Raw genomic sequence first — 14,126 nt, 5'->3', positions numbered from 1 at the left:
GATCTGGCACAACTGGTTGACCGGCGCCCCGGTCAAGCGGTCGTTGATCGCTTACGACCACTGACCAGCACACATTTTCCCATCAACGATCTAGGGAAGCTCCGGCGCGGGGGTGGTTCGGCGTGCCGGTGCTTCGGGGGTCTTTCGGCCTCACGCCACGCGGATCGCGAGGTCACGGCAGGCAGCGACGGCGGGTGCCGGTCGGGGCCGCGCCCATGATGTCCGTCGCGTGAGGGGTCCGTTGACGGTCGTGGGCTTTCCGCCCTTCCCGGCCCCGAAACGGGCGGAAAGCCCAAGACCGTCAACAAAACCACCGGTGCCCGAATTCACCCCGGGGCGGAGGCTCCCTAGTCCCCGGTCCGGCCGCCGATGTTCTTCAGCTTGCCGACGACACTCTCGAAGTCGGTGCTGAAGGGGTGCTCCTGGACCATGTAGGTCCAGGTGGTGGAGGGGCGCCTGACCCCGGCCGCGTCGACGTCGACGCGGCCGTCCACGACCTTGGCCTCGGTGAACATCTCCGCGGCGCGGGCGCGGGCCTCGTCCAGGAAGCCCTTGAAGGCCGGGACCGCGTCCCGGTTGAACTCGTCCAGCGGGTTGCGCCGCCCCAGGAAGCGCAGGTGGATGCCCTCGCGCAGGTCGGCCAGGAACGCGTTGTGGTCGGTCCAGCCCCGGTCCAGGTGGTACAGCGTGATCAGCCGGGCCGCGCGCGCGACCTCCTCCTCGCCGACCTCCTCGATCAGCTCCTCGTAGGTGGCGGGGCAGTCCACGGCCAGCTGGCGCTTGCCCTGGTCGTCGGAGAGCACCGCCCGGCGGTGCTCCATCACCACGCCGCGCTGGACGTCGACGAGCTGGTTGTAGCGCCAGGTGTTGCGGTGCAGCTCCAGCAGCTGGCCCTCGGCCACGCGCTGGGCGTGGTCCACGGTGCGGCGCCAGGTGGGGTCGGTGATCGCGCCGTCGGCGGAGGAGACGTCGTACCCGCGCGTCTCGGGCGCGTTGTTGGCGATCAGGTCGTCCTCGACGCTGACGTAGAACACCGAGCCGCCGGGGTCGCCCTGGCGTCCGGCGCGCCCGCGCAGCTGGTCGTCCAGGCGGCTGCTGGGGTAGCGGCCGTAGCCGATGACGTACAGGCCCCCGGTCTCCACCACCCGGTCGCGGTCGGCCATGTCGCTGCCGCCGAGCCGGATGTCGGTGCCGCGGCCCGCCATCTGGGTGGACACGGTGATCCGCCCGTAGGTGCCCGCCTCCGCGATGACGTCGGCCTCGTCGGCGTCGTTCTTGGCGTTGAGGACCACGCACTCGAGCCCGGCGTTGCCCAGGCGCTTGGCGAGGCGCTCGGACTCGGCGACGTCCTGGGTGCCGATGAGGATCGGGCGGCCCCCGGCGTGCACCTCGGCGACCTCGTCGAGGAGCGCGTCCTCCTTCTCCTCCGGCGTGGCGTACAGCCGGTCCTCGTCGTCCACCCGGATGTTGGGCTTGTTCGGCGGGATGACCGCGACCTCGAGCTCGTAGAACTCGCGCAGCTGCTCGGCGACGGCCATCGCGGTGCCGGTCATGCCGCAGCGGGTCGGGTAGCGCAGCACCAGCGCCTGCACGGTGATGGAGTCCAGGATCTCGCCGGTCTCGCTGGCCGCCACGTGCTCCTTGGCCTCGACCGCGGCCTGGAGCCCGTCCGGCCAGCGCTGGAGCAGCGCGATGCGGCCGCGCGACTCGTTGATCAGGCGCACCTGGCCGTCCCGCACCACGTAGTGCACGTCCCGCTGGAGCAGGGCGTGCGCGTGCAGGGCCAGGTTGACGCGGGGCAGCAGCGTGGTGTCCTCGGCCGAGTACAGGTCGACGCCGTCGAGCGCCTTCTCCACCGCGTCGATGCCCGCGTCGGTGAGGTGCGCGTTGCGGCCGTCGTCGTCCACCACGTAGTCGGTCCGGGGGCGCAGCCTGCGCACCAGCTCGGCCATCGCGGCGTCGGACTCGGCGGCCTCGGCCGCGCCCGCCAGCACCAGCGGGACCCGCGCCTCGTCCACGAGCACGGAGTCGGCCTCGTCGATGAGCGCGACGTTGGGCTCGGGAACCACCAGCTCGGACACGTCGGTGGCGATCCGGTCGCGCAGCACGTCGAAGCCGAGCTCGCTGACCGAGGCGTAGGTGATGTCGGCCGCGTAGGCGGCGCGGCGCTCCTCCGTGGTGGACTCCTGGCCGATCCAGGACACGGCCACGCCGAGCAGCTCGTACAGCGGACGCATCCACTCGGCGTCGCGCCGGGCCAGGTAGTCGTTGACGCTGAGCACGTGCACCCGCTGGCCGCGCAGCGCGAACCCGGCGGCGGCCAGCGCGCCGGCCAGGGTCTTGCCCTCACCGGTGGCCATCTCCGCGACGTTCCCGTCGAGCAGCGCCATGACGCCGAGCAGCTGGGCGTCGAAGGGCCGCTCGTCCAGGGCGCGCCGGGCGGCCTCGCGGCCCACCGCGCACAGCTCGGCGAGGTCGGCCGGATCGTAGGGCAGCTCGGCGTTGCCGAGCTCGGCGGCGGCCGCGGTGAGCTCCGCGTCGCCCAGCTCGCGCAGCGCCTCCTCGCGCTCCTCGATGGACTTCAGCAGCTTGGTATAGGGCTGGAGGGACACCGATCCGGGCTTGCCCAGGATCCGTCGCACGCTCTCGGCCATTCGTCCGAACACCACAGCAGAGTAACGCCGACCGGCCGGAAACGGTTCCCCGCGCGAGGGGTGAATCACATTCCCCCGCGCGGCCCGCCCCGGCACGGGTCAGGAGGGCCTGCTGCGCAGGTAGGCCAGGACGGCCAGGACCCGGCGGTTGACGTCGTCGTCGGGCGGCAGGTCCAGTTTGGCCAGGATGTTGCCGATGTGCTTGCCGACGGCCGCGTCGCTGACGAAGAGCGCGCGGGCGATGGCGCTGTTGGAGTGGCCCTCGGCGATCAGAGCGAGGACCTCGCGCTCGCGCGCGGAGAGCCGCGACAGCGGGTCCCTCCGTCGGCGCAGCAGCTGGCGCACCACCTGCGGGTCCACGACCGTCCCGCCCGCGACCACGCGGCGCAGCGTCGCCACGAACTCCTCGACGTCGACCACGCGGTCCTTCAGCAGGTAGCCGACCCGGTCCCCGCCTCCGGAGTCCAGCAGGTCGGCGGCGTAGCTCTGCTCCACGTACTGGCTCAGCGCGACGACGGCCAGGCCCGGCCGCTCCCCGCGCAGCCGCACCGCCGCGCGCAGCCCCTCGTCGGTGAAGCCGGGCGGCATCCGAATGTCGGTGACCACCAGGTCCGGCTCGTGCTCGGCGACCGCCGCGAGCAGCGCGTCGGCGTCGCCGACCGAGGCCACGACGTCGAACCCGAAGCGCCCCAGCAGCCCGGCCAGCCCTTCGCGCAGCAGGACGCCGTCCTCGGCGAGGACTACCCGGACGGCGGGCGGGGCCTGGTCGGGGGATGCGGGGGAATCCGGTCGCACGGCAACTCCACGCGTAGCACGGTGGGCCCGCCAGGCGGGCTGGACAGCGACATTCTGCCGTCCATCACCGCGACCCTGTCCGCCAGGCCGGTCAGACCGGTGCCGCGGCCGGGGTCCGCGCCTCCCCGGCCGTCGTCGCGGACCTCCACCACGAGCGTGTCGCCCGCCAGCCCGGCGGTGACGGAGGCGCCGGCGGCGCCGCTGTGCTTGGCGACGTTGGTCAGCGCCTCCGAGACCACGAAGTAGGCGGTCCCCTCGACGTGGGCGGGCGGGCGGCGCGGCAGGTCGGTGGCGACCCGGACGGGCAGCGCGGAGCGGTCGGCGAGCTCGGGCAGCGCGGCGGCCAGCCCCCGGTCGGTGAGGATCTGCGGGTGGATGCCCCGGACGAGCTCGCGCAGCTCGGCGATCAGCTGCTTGGCCTGGTCGTGCGCGGCGGCCACGGACGCGGCCGCGGGCGAGTCGGCGGGGACGTCGAGCCGGGCCAGCCCCAGCTGCATCGTCAGCGCCACCAGGCGCTGCTGCGCGCCGTCGTGCAGGTCCCGCTCGATCCTGCGCCGCTCGGCCTCGAACGCGTTCACCAGCCGCGCCCTGGACCGGGTGACCCGGACCAGCTCCGCGCGCAGCTCCTCCTCGCCCCGCCCCCGCAGGAGCGCGCGGCCGAGCGCCCGGTGCGCCCCGGCGAGCAGCGCCGCCGGGTAGGCCGTGAGGACCGTCAGGGCCAGGCCCAGCAGCCCGTACGGCACGGCTTCCACGGGCCGCTCCAGGACCGCGGTCCCCATGGTGACCGGCCCCTGCCCGGCGGCCACGATGACCGGGGACGCGGCCAGCAGGGCGAGCCCCCCGCAGCAGGCGAGCAGCAGCAGCGCCAACGGGAGCATCCCCAGGGACAGCACCAGCACGTAGCCGAACTCGCGCCAGGTCGCGGCCTCGGTGTAGCGCAGCCGCAGCCACGCCCACAGGCCCGGCCGGTCGGGTGTCCGGTGGCCGCTCGCCACCCGGTCGGAGTCCACCAGCCGCAGTCGCAGCCGCTCCAGGGACGCCGCCGGAAGCGTCGCCATCGGCCCCAGCCCGCCGACCAGCGCCGCGCCGAGCAGGAGCAGCACGGCGGTGAGGACCGGCCCGAGGGCCGCCGTCTCGTCCGCCCACATCGCGAACAGCAGGAACCAGGGGACGGCCAGGACCCCGACCGGGATCAGCAGCGCGAGGCCCACCGGGACGGTCGTCAGCACGTGGGCGTACGAGCGCCACGGCCACGCCGAGAGCAGGAAGCGCCGCCGCCGCACGGCCGGGAACGGGGAGCGCGGTTCGTTCGACACGGGGCAACGCTACGAGCCCGGGCCGACGCCCCGCCAGGGCCCCGCCCCCGCCGCGGGGGTAGGGGTGGCCCCACCCGGTTCCTCCGCCGGGTCAGTGCACGAGTTGGCGCTTCTGCCGCGCCTCGACGGCCATCGCGTGCTTGACCAGGGTGATCAGGGTCGCCAGCACCGAGTCGCGGTCGCGGGCGTCGGTGCGCACGATCGGCACGTCGGGAGCGAGGTCGAGCGCGCCGCGCAGGTCCTGCTCGGTGTAGACGTGGTCGCCGTCGGACTCGAACGAGTTCACCGCGATGACGAAGGGCATCTTGTACTGCCGCTCGAAGTAGTCGAGGGCCTGGAAGCAGTCCTCGAGGCGGCGGGTGTCCACCAGGACGACCGCTCCCAGCGCGCCGCGCACCAGGTCGTCCCACATGAACCAGAACCGCTGCTGGCCGGGGGTGCCGAACAGGTAGAGCACCAGGTCGGTGGGGAGCGAGATCCGCCCGAAGTCCATCGCCACCGTGGTGCTCGTCTTGTCCGGGGTCTTGGACAGGTCGTCGACTCCGACGCTGGCCGCGGTCACCGCCGCCTCGGTGCGTACCGGGGGGATCTCCGATATCGCGCCCACGAACGTCGTCTTGCCGACGCCGAAGCCCCCGGCGACGATGATCTTGGTGGTGAGTTTCGGGGAGTCGTTCACTGTTCGTTCCTCGGGACGCTGACGGAGCGCGTGCGCGACCGCACTCGCAAGAGGGATGTCGTGGCGGCGGGGTGTCCGAGCGCACAGCGGACACGATCATCAAGAGGTGAACCTAGCACCGCCACGGCACGCTCCGTAGCATTCTCCGGTTTCCGTCCCGGTATGAGACGCGGCGCACACGGGCGCCGCGCCTCGTTCCCGGACCCGCGCCAGGTCAGCCCCTGGCGCGGCGACCGGCCAGAACACCGATCAGCACGCCCGCGAACGCGATCGCCGCGCCGAAGAGCGCCCCCTTGACGAAGTCGTTATCGTCTCCCGACGCGGCGGCGGCCGGGGCCCGGCCCGCGAACACCGCCGGGGCGGCGCCCCGCTCCCGGACCGCGCCCTCCCCCGCGGCGGCCGGGGCCGCCGCGGCCGGGGCGGCCCGCCCGGTCAGCTCTCCGTCGATGGCCGCGAAGAACTCGCCCGCCATCTTCTTGGCCACTCCCGACAGCACGCGCTGGCCGACCCCGCCGACCATCCCGCCGACGACCGCCTCGGCGTCGTAGGTGAGTTCGGTGCGCCCGTCGCCCAGGTCCGCCAGACGCACCGCGACGTCGGCCTTGACCGTGCCGGGGCCGCCCGCGCCGGAGGCGCGCATCACCAGCGACTCGGGCTGTTTCAGGTCGGTGAGTTCGACGTCGCCGAGGAAGGTGCCCTTGATGGAGGCCACCCCCGCGGTGATGGTGCCCCGGTAGCGGTCGGGGCCGGTGGCCTCCAGCTGCTCACAGCCGGGGATGGTGCGGGCCAGCACCGCCGGGTCCAGGATGGTGTCCCAGACCTTCCCGGCGGGCGCGCTCAGGATGGTGGTCCCGGTGACCTTCATGCGTTCGCTTCTCCTGTTCGTGAGTAGGCGCCGGGCAGCGGCGCGATCCCGCCCTTGTCGAAGCGGCGGCGCAGGTGGAACAGCTCGGACGGGGAGACGGGCATGCGGGTGATCGCGAAGCCCTCGGCGTCCTCGACGGCGGCGGCGATCACGGCCGCGCCGGGGATCACCCCCGCCTCGCCCGCGCCCTTGATCCCCAGCGGGTTGAGCGGGCTCGGCGTCTCCAGGTGGTCGATCTCGACCTTGGGGACCTCGCTGGCGTAGGGCATGAGGAAGTCCATGAAGGACGCGTTGAGGAGCTGGCCGCCGGAGTCGTACTCCATGCGCTCGTACAGCGCGCCCGCCACGCCCTGGGCCACTCCCCCGTGCACCTGGCCCTCGACGATGAGGGGGTTCACGAGTTTGCCGCAGTCGTGGACGACGCAGTAGCGCAGGATCCTGATCTCGGCGGTCTCGGGGTCGGTCTCCACGACCACCGCGTGCATGCCGCTGGCGAAGGTGGAGCGCAGCGGCGAGTAGAAGTCGGTGCCCTCCAGGCCGGGTTCGTCGTCTGCGGCGACCGGCGGCCTGGTGTAGTCGGCCGCCCCGGTGAACTGGGTCGCGGCCTTGGACGCCTCGTCGAAGGCGTAGCGCAGCGGGTTGGACAGCACCGCGACCGTGCCCAGCTCGATCCCGGCCGAGGGAGTGCCCCTGACCTGGACGCGGCCGTCGACGATCTCCAGGTCCTCGGCGTCGGCCTCCAGGGCGTCCGCGGCGATGCGCAGCGCCTTCTCCTTGAGGCGGCGCGCGGCCAGCGCCACCGCGCTTCCGCTCATGACCGCGCCCCGGGACGCGAACGTGCCCACCGAGTAGGGCATGCGCCGGGTGTCCCCGGTGGTCACCGAGATGTCCGACATGGGCACGCCCAGCTCGTCGGCGACGATCTGGGCGAGCGCCGTCTGGTGCCCCTGGCCCTGGGTGGTCAGGCCGGTGGCCACCCGGACCTTTCCGCTGGTCTCGACCTGGACGTGGCCGCCCTCGTACGGTCCCGGCCCGGTGCCCTCCACGTAGCAGGCCAGGCCGATGCCGACCTTCCGCCCCTCGGCGCGCGCGGCGTCCCGGTAGGCGGTGAAGTCGTCCCAGCCGACGAGCTTCTTGATCTTCTCCAGCGAGGCCGGGTAGTCGCCCGAGTCGTAGATCAGCGGGCGGCCGTCCTGGAACAGCAGCCCCTGGTCGTACGGCATCTCCTCGGGCTGGATGAAGTTGGCCGCGCGCACGTCGGCGCGGTCCATGCCCAGGTGCGCGGCGATGGCGTCCATGGTCCGCTCCATCGCGAACACGCCCTGCGGGCGCCCCGCCCCCCGGTACGGGGTGACGATCGCGGTGGTGGTGTACAGGCTGCGGAACTCCACCCGGTAGGCGCCGGGCTTGTAGGGGCCGAGCAGCTGGGTGGAGGTGACGATGGGGACGATGATGCCGTACGGCAGGTAGGCCCCGTTGTCGTGCAGGATGTCCACGTCCAGGCCGAGCAGGCGGCCCTCGTCGTCGAAGCCGACGGTGACGTGCTGGCGCTGGGCGCGCTCGTGCGCGGCGGCCGTGAAGTGCTCGCGGCGGTCCTCCGCCCACTTGACCTCGTGGCCGAGCGCCCGCGCGGCCCAGGGCACCATCAGCTCCTCGGGCCAGGGGTGCACGATCTTGACGCCGAACCCGCCGCCGACGTCCGGCACGACCACCTCGACCTGGCCGAGCTGGAGTCCCAGCTTCGCGGCGACGGCGGCGCGCACGCCCGAGGCGGTCTGGGTGGAGCTGTACAGCCGCAGCATCGCGTCGCGCCCGTCCCAGCGGGCGTACACGCCGCGCCCCTCCATCGGGGTGCAGGCCGACCTCTCGATGTCCAGGTCCAGTTCGATCCGGTTGGGCGCGGCCGCGATCGCGGCGCGGGCGTCCCCGACCTCCTGGACCAGGTGGGCGGCGACGTTGTCGGACATCCCGGCGTGCACGACGCGCTCGGCGCGGGCCGCCGCCTCGATGCCGACGACCGGGTCGAGGGTCTCGTAGTCGACCGCGATGCGCCCGACCGCGTCCTCGGCGACGTAGCGGTCCCGCGCCACGACCATCACCACCGGCTCGCCGACGTAGTGCACGTACTCCTTCGCCAGCGCGTACGGGGTGCGCCCGTCGAGGATGGCGGGGTGCGGGATGAGCAGCGGCAGCGGCTCGGCCATCGGTCCGGACAGGTCCTCGTGGGTGTAGACGGCCACGAGCCCCTCCACGTCCAGGGCCCCGGTGACGTCGATGTCGCGGACCCGGGCGTGCGCGTGCGGGCTGCGCACGAACGCGGCCGCGTAGGCCCCCGCCCCCAGGTCGTCCAGGTAGCCGCCCTTTCCGGTGATCAGGCGCTCGTCCTCGGTCCGCTGGACCGGCATGCCGAACATCCGGGTGGCCATCAGCGTCTCTCCCCTGCTCCGGCGGCCCGTTCTCCCCCGGGGGCCGCGGCCGCCTCCTCGCGGCGGATCTCGGCCGCCCGCAGGACCGCCTTGACGATGTTCTGGTAGCCGGTGCACCGGCACAGGTTCCCGCCGACGGCCTCCCGGGCCTCCTCCTCGGTCGGGTCGGGGTTGTCCTCCAGGTACGCCGAGACCACGGTGAGGAAGCCGGGCGTGCAGAAGCCGCACTGGAGGCCGTGGCACTCCCTGAACGCCCGCTGGACCGGGTGCAGCGTGCCGTCGGGTTCGGCGAGCCCCTCGACGGTGGTGATCTCGTGCCCCTGGGCGCTGACGGCGAACATCAGGCAGGAGCGCGTCGGGCGGCCGTCGACGCGGACGGTGCAGGCGCCGCAGACGCCGTGCTCGCAGCCCACGTGCGTCCCGGTGAGTCCCAGGTCCTGGCGCAGGCAGTCGGACAGCAGCCTGCGCGCGGGGACGGTCGCGGTGTGCTCCGCCCCGTTGACCCGCAGCCGGATCTCGTGGAGTTCCTCGCTCATCCGCCGGACCTCCTTTCTGTGGAGCGTGTGTGGAAAAGGTCGGCCGCGTCAGCGCCGCACGGCATTGCCCGCGGCCTCGCGCAGCGCCCTGGCGGTCAGCACCTCGGCCAGGTGCGCGCGGTACTCGGCGGTGGCGTGGATGTCGCCCTCGGGGTCCAGCCGCCCCCGGACGAGCCGTCCGGCCGCGTCGAAGTCGGCGGTGTCGGGGGTGCGTCCGGCCACCGCCTCGGTCAGGTCGAGGACGAGCGGGACCGGCGCCACCGACAGGTAGGCGGCGCGGGCCGCGGTGACGCGCAGGTCGTCGTCGAGGGTGACCAGTGCCGCGACCCCGCACATGGCGTAGTCGCCGTGGCGCCGGGCCAGTTCGGTGAACGCGGTTCCGCTGCCCGCCGGAGGGCGCGGGAAGTGCGCGTCGACGAGGAGTTCCCCGGTGCGCAGGCTGCTCTCCAGCGGGCCGACGAAGAAGTCGGCCGCGCTGATGGTGCGCCGCCCCGCGGTGCTCGCGGCCGTGACGCTGCCGCCCAGCAGGGCCAGCGCCGCCGTCATCTCCGCGGAGGGGTCCGCGTGCGCGAGGCTTCCCACGGTGGTGCCGCGGTTGCGGATGACGGGGTGCGCGACCAGGCGCAGCCCCTGGCGCAGCAGCGGGACGGCCGCGGCCGCGTCGTCGTCCGCCTCGACGTCGGCGTGCCGGGCGAGCGCGCCCACTCGCACGCCCGAGGCGTCCACGCTCACGTGGTCGAGTCCGGCGACGCCGTTGACGTCCACGAGGTGCCCGGGAGCGGCCAGCCGCATGTTCAGCAGCGGTATGAGGCTCTGCCCGCCCGCCAGGACCTTGCCGTCGGTCCCGACGTCGGCGAGCGCGTCCAGTGCCTCGGCCAGGGTGGTGGGAGCGTGGTAGGCGAAGGGCGGTGGCTTCACAGGTCCTCTTCGGGTCGTCGCTGTCGGACCGCGCGGGCCCGGCGCCTCGCGGCCGGGCCCGCGCGGCGGGGTCAGGGGCGGGGGGTGTCGTCCCTGTCGTCGGAGTCGGGGTCGAGGGCGCTCATGGGCAGTGGTACGGACTTCATCGAGGCGGGGGCCAGCGCGTTCAGCACGTGGTATCCGATCAGGGTGATGATGGTGCCCAGCGCGATGCCGCTGACCACGAAGTTCTCGGTGAACGCGAGCGAGACGTCGCCGATGCCGACGATCAGGCCGGCCGCGATCGGGACCAGCGTCATGGGGTTGCCGAAGTCGACCCGGTTCTCCACCCAGATCTTCGCGCCCAGCAGGCCGATCATCCCGTAGAGCACGACGGTGATCCCGCCGAGCACGCCGGAGGGGGTGGCGGCGATCAGCGCGCCGAACTTGGGGCACAGGCCGAACAGGATCGCCACGATCGCCGCCACGTAGTAGGCGGCGGTGGAGTAGACGCGGGTGGCGGCCATGACGCCGATGTTCTCGGCGTAGGTGGTGGTGGGGGAGCCGCCGACCGCGCTGGACAGCGTGGTGGCGACGCCGTCGGCGAGGATCGCCCGGCCCATGTAGGGGTCGAGGTCGTCCTTGGTCATCTCCTGGACCGCCTTGACGTGGCCCGCGTTCTCGGCGATGAGGGCGATGACGGCGGGCAGCGCGACCAGGATGGCGGAGGTCTGGAACTCGGGGGCGTGGAAGGAGGGGAGCCCGATCCAGGCGGCGTCGGACACGGCGGACAGGTCGACCCGGAGGAGGTCGAGGGTGCTGCCGTCGTCCTGGGCGACGGGGCGCGCGCCGAAGAGCAGGTCGAAGACCCACGACATGACGAAGCCGAACACCAGGCCGAGCAGGATGGTGACGCGGCCCAGGAAGCCGCGCAGCAGCACGGTCGCCAGGACCACGAAGGCCATGGTGAGCAGGCCGATCCACTGGTCGACCGGCCAGTAGACGTTGGCGACGACGGGGGCCAGGTTGAAGCCGATGAGCATGACGACCGCGCCGGTCACCGGCGGCGGGAACGCCTTGGTGATGACGTGCGCGCCGAGCAGGTGGATGGCCAGGCCCGAGATCGCGAGCACCACCCCGGCGACCATGATCGCCCCGGTCAGGGCCGCGGGGTTGGAGCCGTCGGGGGAGATGATGACGGCCGCGCCCACGAAGGCGGCGCTGGTGCCCAGGTAGCTGGGCACCTTGCCCTTGACGATCAGCAGGAAGATGATCGTGCACACGCCCGACATCATGATCGCCAGGTTGGGGTCCAGCCCCATGACGACGGGGAAGACGAAGGTGGCGCCGAACATCGCGATGACGTGCTGCGCGCCGAGGCCGACGGTGCGTCCCCACGACAGCCGCTCGCCCGGCCGCACCACCGCGCCCGGGGGCGGGGCGCTGCCGTCCCCGTAGAGTTTCCAGCCCAAGCCGAGATTCATTCCGCCTCCATTAAGACGCCTCTGGCGCGACTGGGTTCCCCCGGCGTTCCCGGCCCGCAACCCTTGGGTGAAGTAGATCACGTGATCCCGTTCACCATTGGGGCAACCCTAGAGAGCTGCGGAAACCGGCTTCATTGGGCACAGATGACAAACAATCATGATCTTGTTGTCCAGTCCTGCCCAATACGCCGGACTGCCCTCCGCGGCGCATCCGGTGGCGGCACCGCGGGTGGGCCCCGCGCCTGCGGACCCACGCCCCAAGTTCGGCACGGTCCCGTGTCGGTGAGGTCGCGGCCGGATTGCAACGGCGTTACCGCACTGGGTGTGACGACACGACAGCGACGGCGGGTGCGGGGCGGGGCCGCGCCCACGATGCCCGTTTCGCGGGGGTCCCGGCCTCGGCCGGTCACAGGCCGCGCATGCGGACCACGCGCAGGGCGACCATCAGGTTGAGGCGCAGGTGGGGGTCGGTGGTGAAGGGGCCGAGCATGCGCTCCAGCTTGCCGATGCGATAGCGCAGGGTGTTGTAGTGGAAGTGCAGCAGCCGCGCGGTCTCGGCGACGTTGAGGTTGTTGTCGAGCAGCACCTCCAGGGTGGCGCGCAGGTCGTCGGTCTCGGCGTCGCCGCTCACCGCGAGGTCGCCCAGCGTCTCGGCCATGAACGCCTTCAGCTCGGCCCCTTCGGGGACCAGGCTGATCAGCCGGTAGACGCCGAGGTCGTCGAAGTCCGCGACGGCGCCCACCCCGTACATCTGGCGGCCCACCCGGGCGGCCTGGCGGGCCTGCTCGTAGGCGGCGGGGATCTGGTCGGGTCCGGCGACGACGCGGCTGATGCCGGTGGCGAACGCCCGCCGCCCCCCTCCCCCGTCCCCGGACACCTGGGAGACCATCGTGCGCACCAGCCGCCCGGGGCCGTCGGCGTACCCGGCCGCGCCCATCACGACCACGACCTCCTGGCTGTACCCGGCGACGGCGGCCCGGGGGTCGCGCTCGCGCACCACCATGGTCCAGGCGTTGGCGAACCGCTCGTGCGCGGGCCGCAGGTCGCCCACCGCGGGCATCGGCGAGGCGGGCTCGGTGTCCATCTCGGCCACCACCACGACCATCGGCCGGTCGACGTCCCAGCCGAGGGTCGCGCAGTGCCGGACGGCGTGCTCGGGGTCCCCGACCCGCCCGGCGAGCAGGTCCCGCAGGAAGTCGCCCTGGTACTTGCTCTCCACGGCGGCCACCGCCAGGTCCCGGGTGATGACCAGCGCCGCCGTGGCGGCGGCGCGCTCCAGCAGGTGCACGTCGCTGGGGTCGATGTGCCGCTCGTGGGTGATCAGCACGATCCGGCCGTGGTCCAGGCTCCCGGCCAGGATCGGCACCTGCGCCACACGCGGGCCGACGTCGTCCAGGGCGCGGATGCCGTGCTTGAACCGCTCCACCTGGAAGCGCCCGCTGGTGAGCTCGAAGTAGCGGGGGTCGCCCACCGTCGCCTCGTCCAGTCCCGAGCGCGCCAGGACCCGGCCGTCGGGGGTGGTCACCATGACCCCGCCCCGCAGCAGCGCGGGGAGCTCGTTGGTGATGGCGGCCAGCCCGCCCCCCGCCAGGACCACGTTGACGAGGACGCGGTGCACCTCCTCGGAGCGGACCAGGGTGGCGGTCTGCCGGTTGAGGATGTCGGTGAGGAGCTGGTTGAGCACGTCGTCGAAGGCGACCCCCTCGGGCAGCAGCAGGATCGGCAGGCCCGCCTCGTCGGCGGCGCGCAGCACCTCCCCGGGGAGCTCGTCCATGTAGCGGCCGAGTTTGATGGCCAGCGCCGCCAGCCCCCGGTCCGCGAGGTCGCCCACCAGCGCCGCCATCCCCGAAGGGTGGTCGCGCAGCGGGTAGCCGGTGGTCAGCAGGAGCTCGTCCGGCTTGACCCACGGCAGGATGTCGGGCACCTCCATCACGTTGAGCCGCTGGATGGCCCGCCCCATCCCCGACTGCCCGGCCACCACCCGGGTGCCGGCCAGGCTCGACAGTTCCAGCGCGTCGGCGACGCTCAACCCGCGTGCCAGCGTGCTGGAGGCACTCACACGCTCCTGGCTAGTCAGATTCTGTCCAGGACCACGAGGATCGTTGGCAACGTTTTCCATGTGGAGACGATAGCGGCTCGCATAGCGTCGTCATCCAGGGCGGGGACCGCACACCGGTCCGCGGGCCCGCCCGACGGCCGCGGTCCCGGAACGCTCCACGGGACACGCCTCGGGGCGGGCGCGGCGGACTGCGAGGGGGGGGGACGGTGTGAGCATCGGTTGGCCACACCAGGCCGTCTCCGTCCCACCCGGGGCCGCCTCCGCCCCTGGTTTGCGCCGACACCCGCGACCACCAGCGGATACACGGCCCACTAGCCGATCCGCGGCCGCCGCGACCGGTCTTTACGATATTTTGCGCGGCCCATTTCGGCCGACGCGGATACTGGGCGCGTTCCGTTCCGCGGTCTACCTTGAA

General features: G+C 73.0%; 10 protein-coding genes. All 10 read right to left on the bottom strand.

Features of this window, described 5'->3' with window-relative positions:
• Window positions 1–347 precede the first annotated feature (347 nt).
• The 10 genes from secA2 to EV190_RS07465 all read right to left on the bottom strand — a co-directional run bounded on the left by secA2 (window position 348) and on the right by EV190_RS07465 (window position 13,711).
• Window positions 348–2,654: an accessory Sec system translocase SecA2 gene (gene secA2 / locus EV190_RS07510; protein ID WP_133740759.1), complete on the bottom strand. Its 2,307-nt coding sequence runs from the start codon at window positions 2,652–2,654 to the stop codon at window positions 348–350.
• Between the two features lie 99 nt (window positions 2,655–2,753).
• Entirely contained in the window at window positions 2,754–3,449 is a 696-nt protein-coding gene (locus EV190_RS07505; protein WP_133740727.1) for a response regulator transcription factor, read from the bottom strand.
• A complete protein-coding gene (locus EV190_RS07500; protein WP_243742418.1) occupies window positions 3,395–4,765 on the bottom strand; it encodes a sensor histidine kinase in 1,371 nt (456 codons plus the stop codon). Before EV190_RS07500 ends, EV190_RS07505 begins: the two co-directional genes overlap by 55 nt.
• Before the next feature lie 91 nt (window positions 4,766–4,856).
• Window positions 4,857–5,444 (bottom strand): GTP-binding protein, encoded by a 588-nt coding sequence (locus EV190_RS07495; RefSeq protein ID WP_133740726.1) that lies wholly within the window; start codon window positions 5,442–5,444, stop codon window positions 4,857–4,859.
• 214 nt (window positions 5,445–5,658) lie between these two features.
• Window positions 5,659–6,309: an SRPBCC family protein gene (locus EV190_RS07490; RefSeq protein ID WP_133740725.1), complete on the bottom strand. Its 651-nt coding sequence runs from the start codon at window positions 6,307–6,309 to the stop codon at window positions 5,659–5,661.
• Window positions 6,306–8,735 (bottom strand): aerobic carbon-monoxide dehydrogenase large subunit, encoded by a 2,430-nt coding sequence (gene cutA / locus EV190_RS07485; RefSeq protein ID WP_133740724.1) that lies wholly within the window; start codon window positions 8,733–8,735, stop codon window positions 6,306–6,308. The genes EV190_RS07490 and cutA overlap by 4 nt, the downstream gene beginning before the upstream one ends.
• Entirely contained in the window at window positions 8,735–9,271 is a 537-nt protein-coding gene (locus EV190_RS07480; RefSeq protein ID WP_133740723.1) for a (2Fe-2S)-binding protein, read from the bottom strand. Before EV190_RS07480 ends, cutA begins: the two co-directional genes overlap by 1 nt.
• A 48-nt stretch (window positions 9,272–9,319) precedes the next feature.
• A complete protein-coding gene (locus EV190_RS07475) occupies window positions 9,320–10,189 on the bottom strand; it encodes an FAD binding domain-containing protein (RefSeq protein WP_133740722.1) in 870 nt (289 codons plus the stop codon).
• Between the two features lie 71 nt (window positions 10,190–10,260).
• A complete protein-coding gene (locus tag EV190_RS07470) occupies window positions 10,261–11,652 on the bottom strand; it encodes a uracil-xanthine permease family protein (protein WP_133740721.1) in 1,392 nt (463 codons plus the stop codon).
• A 406-nt stretch (window positions 11,653–12,058) separates the two neighbouring features.
• On the bottom strand, window positions 12,059–13,711 hold the full coding sequence (locus EV190_RS07465; RefSeq protein WP_341770530.1) for a PucR family transcriptional regulator: 1,653 nt from the start codon (window positions 13,709–13,711) through the stop codon (window positions 12,059–12,061).
• Window positions 13,712–14,126: the final 415 nt, after the last annotated feature.

Origin of the sequence: Actinorugispora endophytica, assembly GCF_004363075.1 — a bacterium.
Classification (GTDB): Bacteria; Actinomycetota; Actinomycetes; order Streptosporangiales; family Streptosporangiaceae; genus Actinorugispora; species Actinorugispora endophytica.
Note: the sequence above shows the minus strand (reverse complement) of the source record. Positions and strands in the feature narration are given on the sequence as shown.

Bases quoted from the DNA above. Each gene is read 5' to 3' on its own strand.
- secA2 (WP_133740759.1), bottom strand. From the start codon at position 2,654: ATGGCCGAGAGCGTGCGACGGATCCTGGGCAAGCCCGGATCGGTGTCC.
- EV190_RS07490 (WP_133740725.1), bottom strand. From the start codon at position 6,309: ATGAAGGTCACCGGGACCACCATCCTGAGCGCGCCCGCCGGGAAGGTC.
- cutA (WP_133740724.1), bottom strand. From the start codon at position 8,735: ATGGCCACCCGGATGTTCGGCATGCCGGTCCAGCGGACCGAGGACGAG.
- EV190_RS07480 (WP_133740723.1), bottom strand. From the start codon at position 9,271: ATGAGCGAGGAACTCCACGAGATCCGGCTGCGGGTCAACGGGGCGGAG.
- EV190_RS07470 (WP_133740721.1), bottom strand. From the start codon at position 11,652: ATGAATCTCGGCTTGGGCTGGAAACTCTACGGGGACGGCAGCGCCCCG.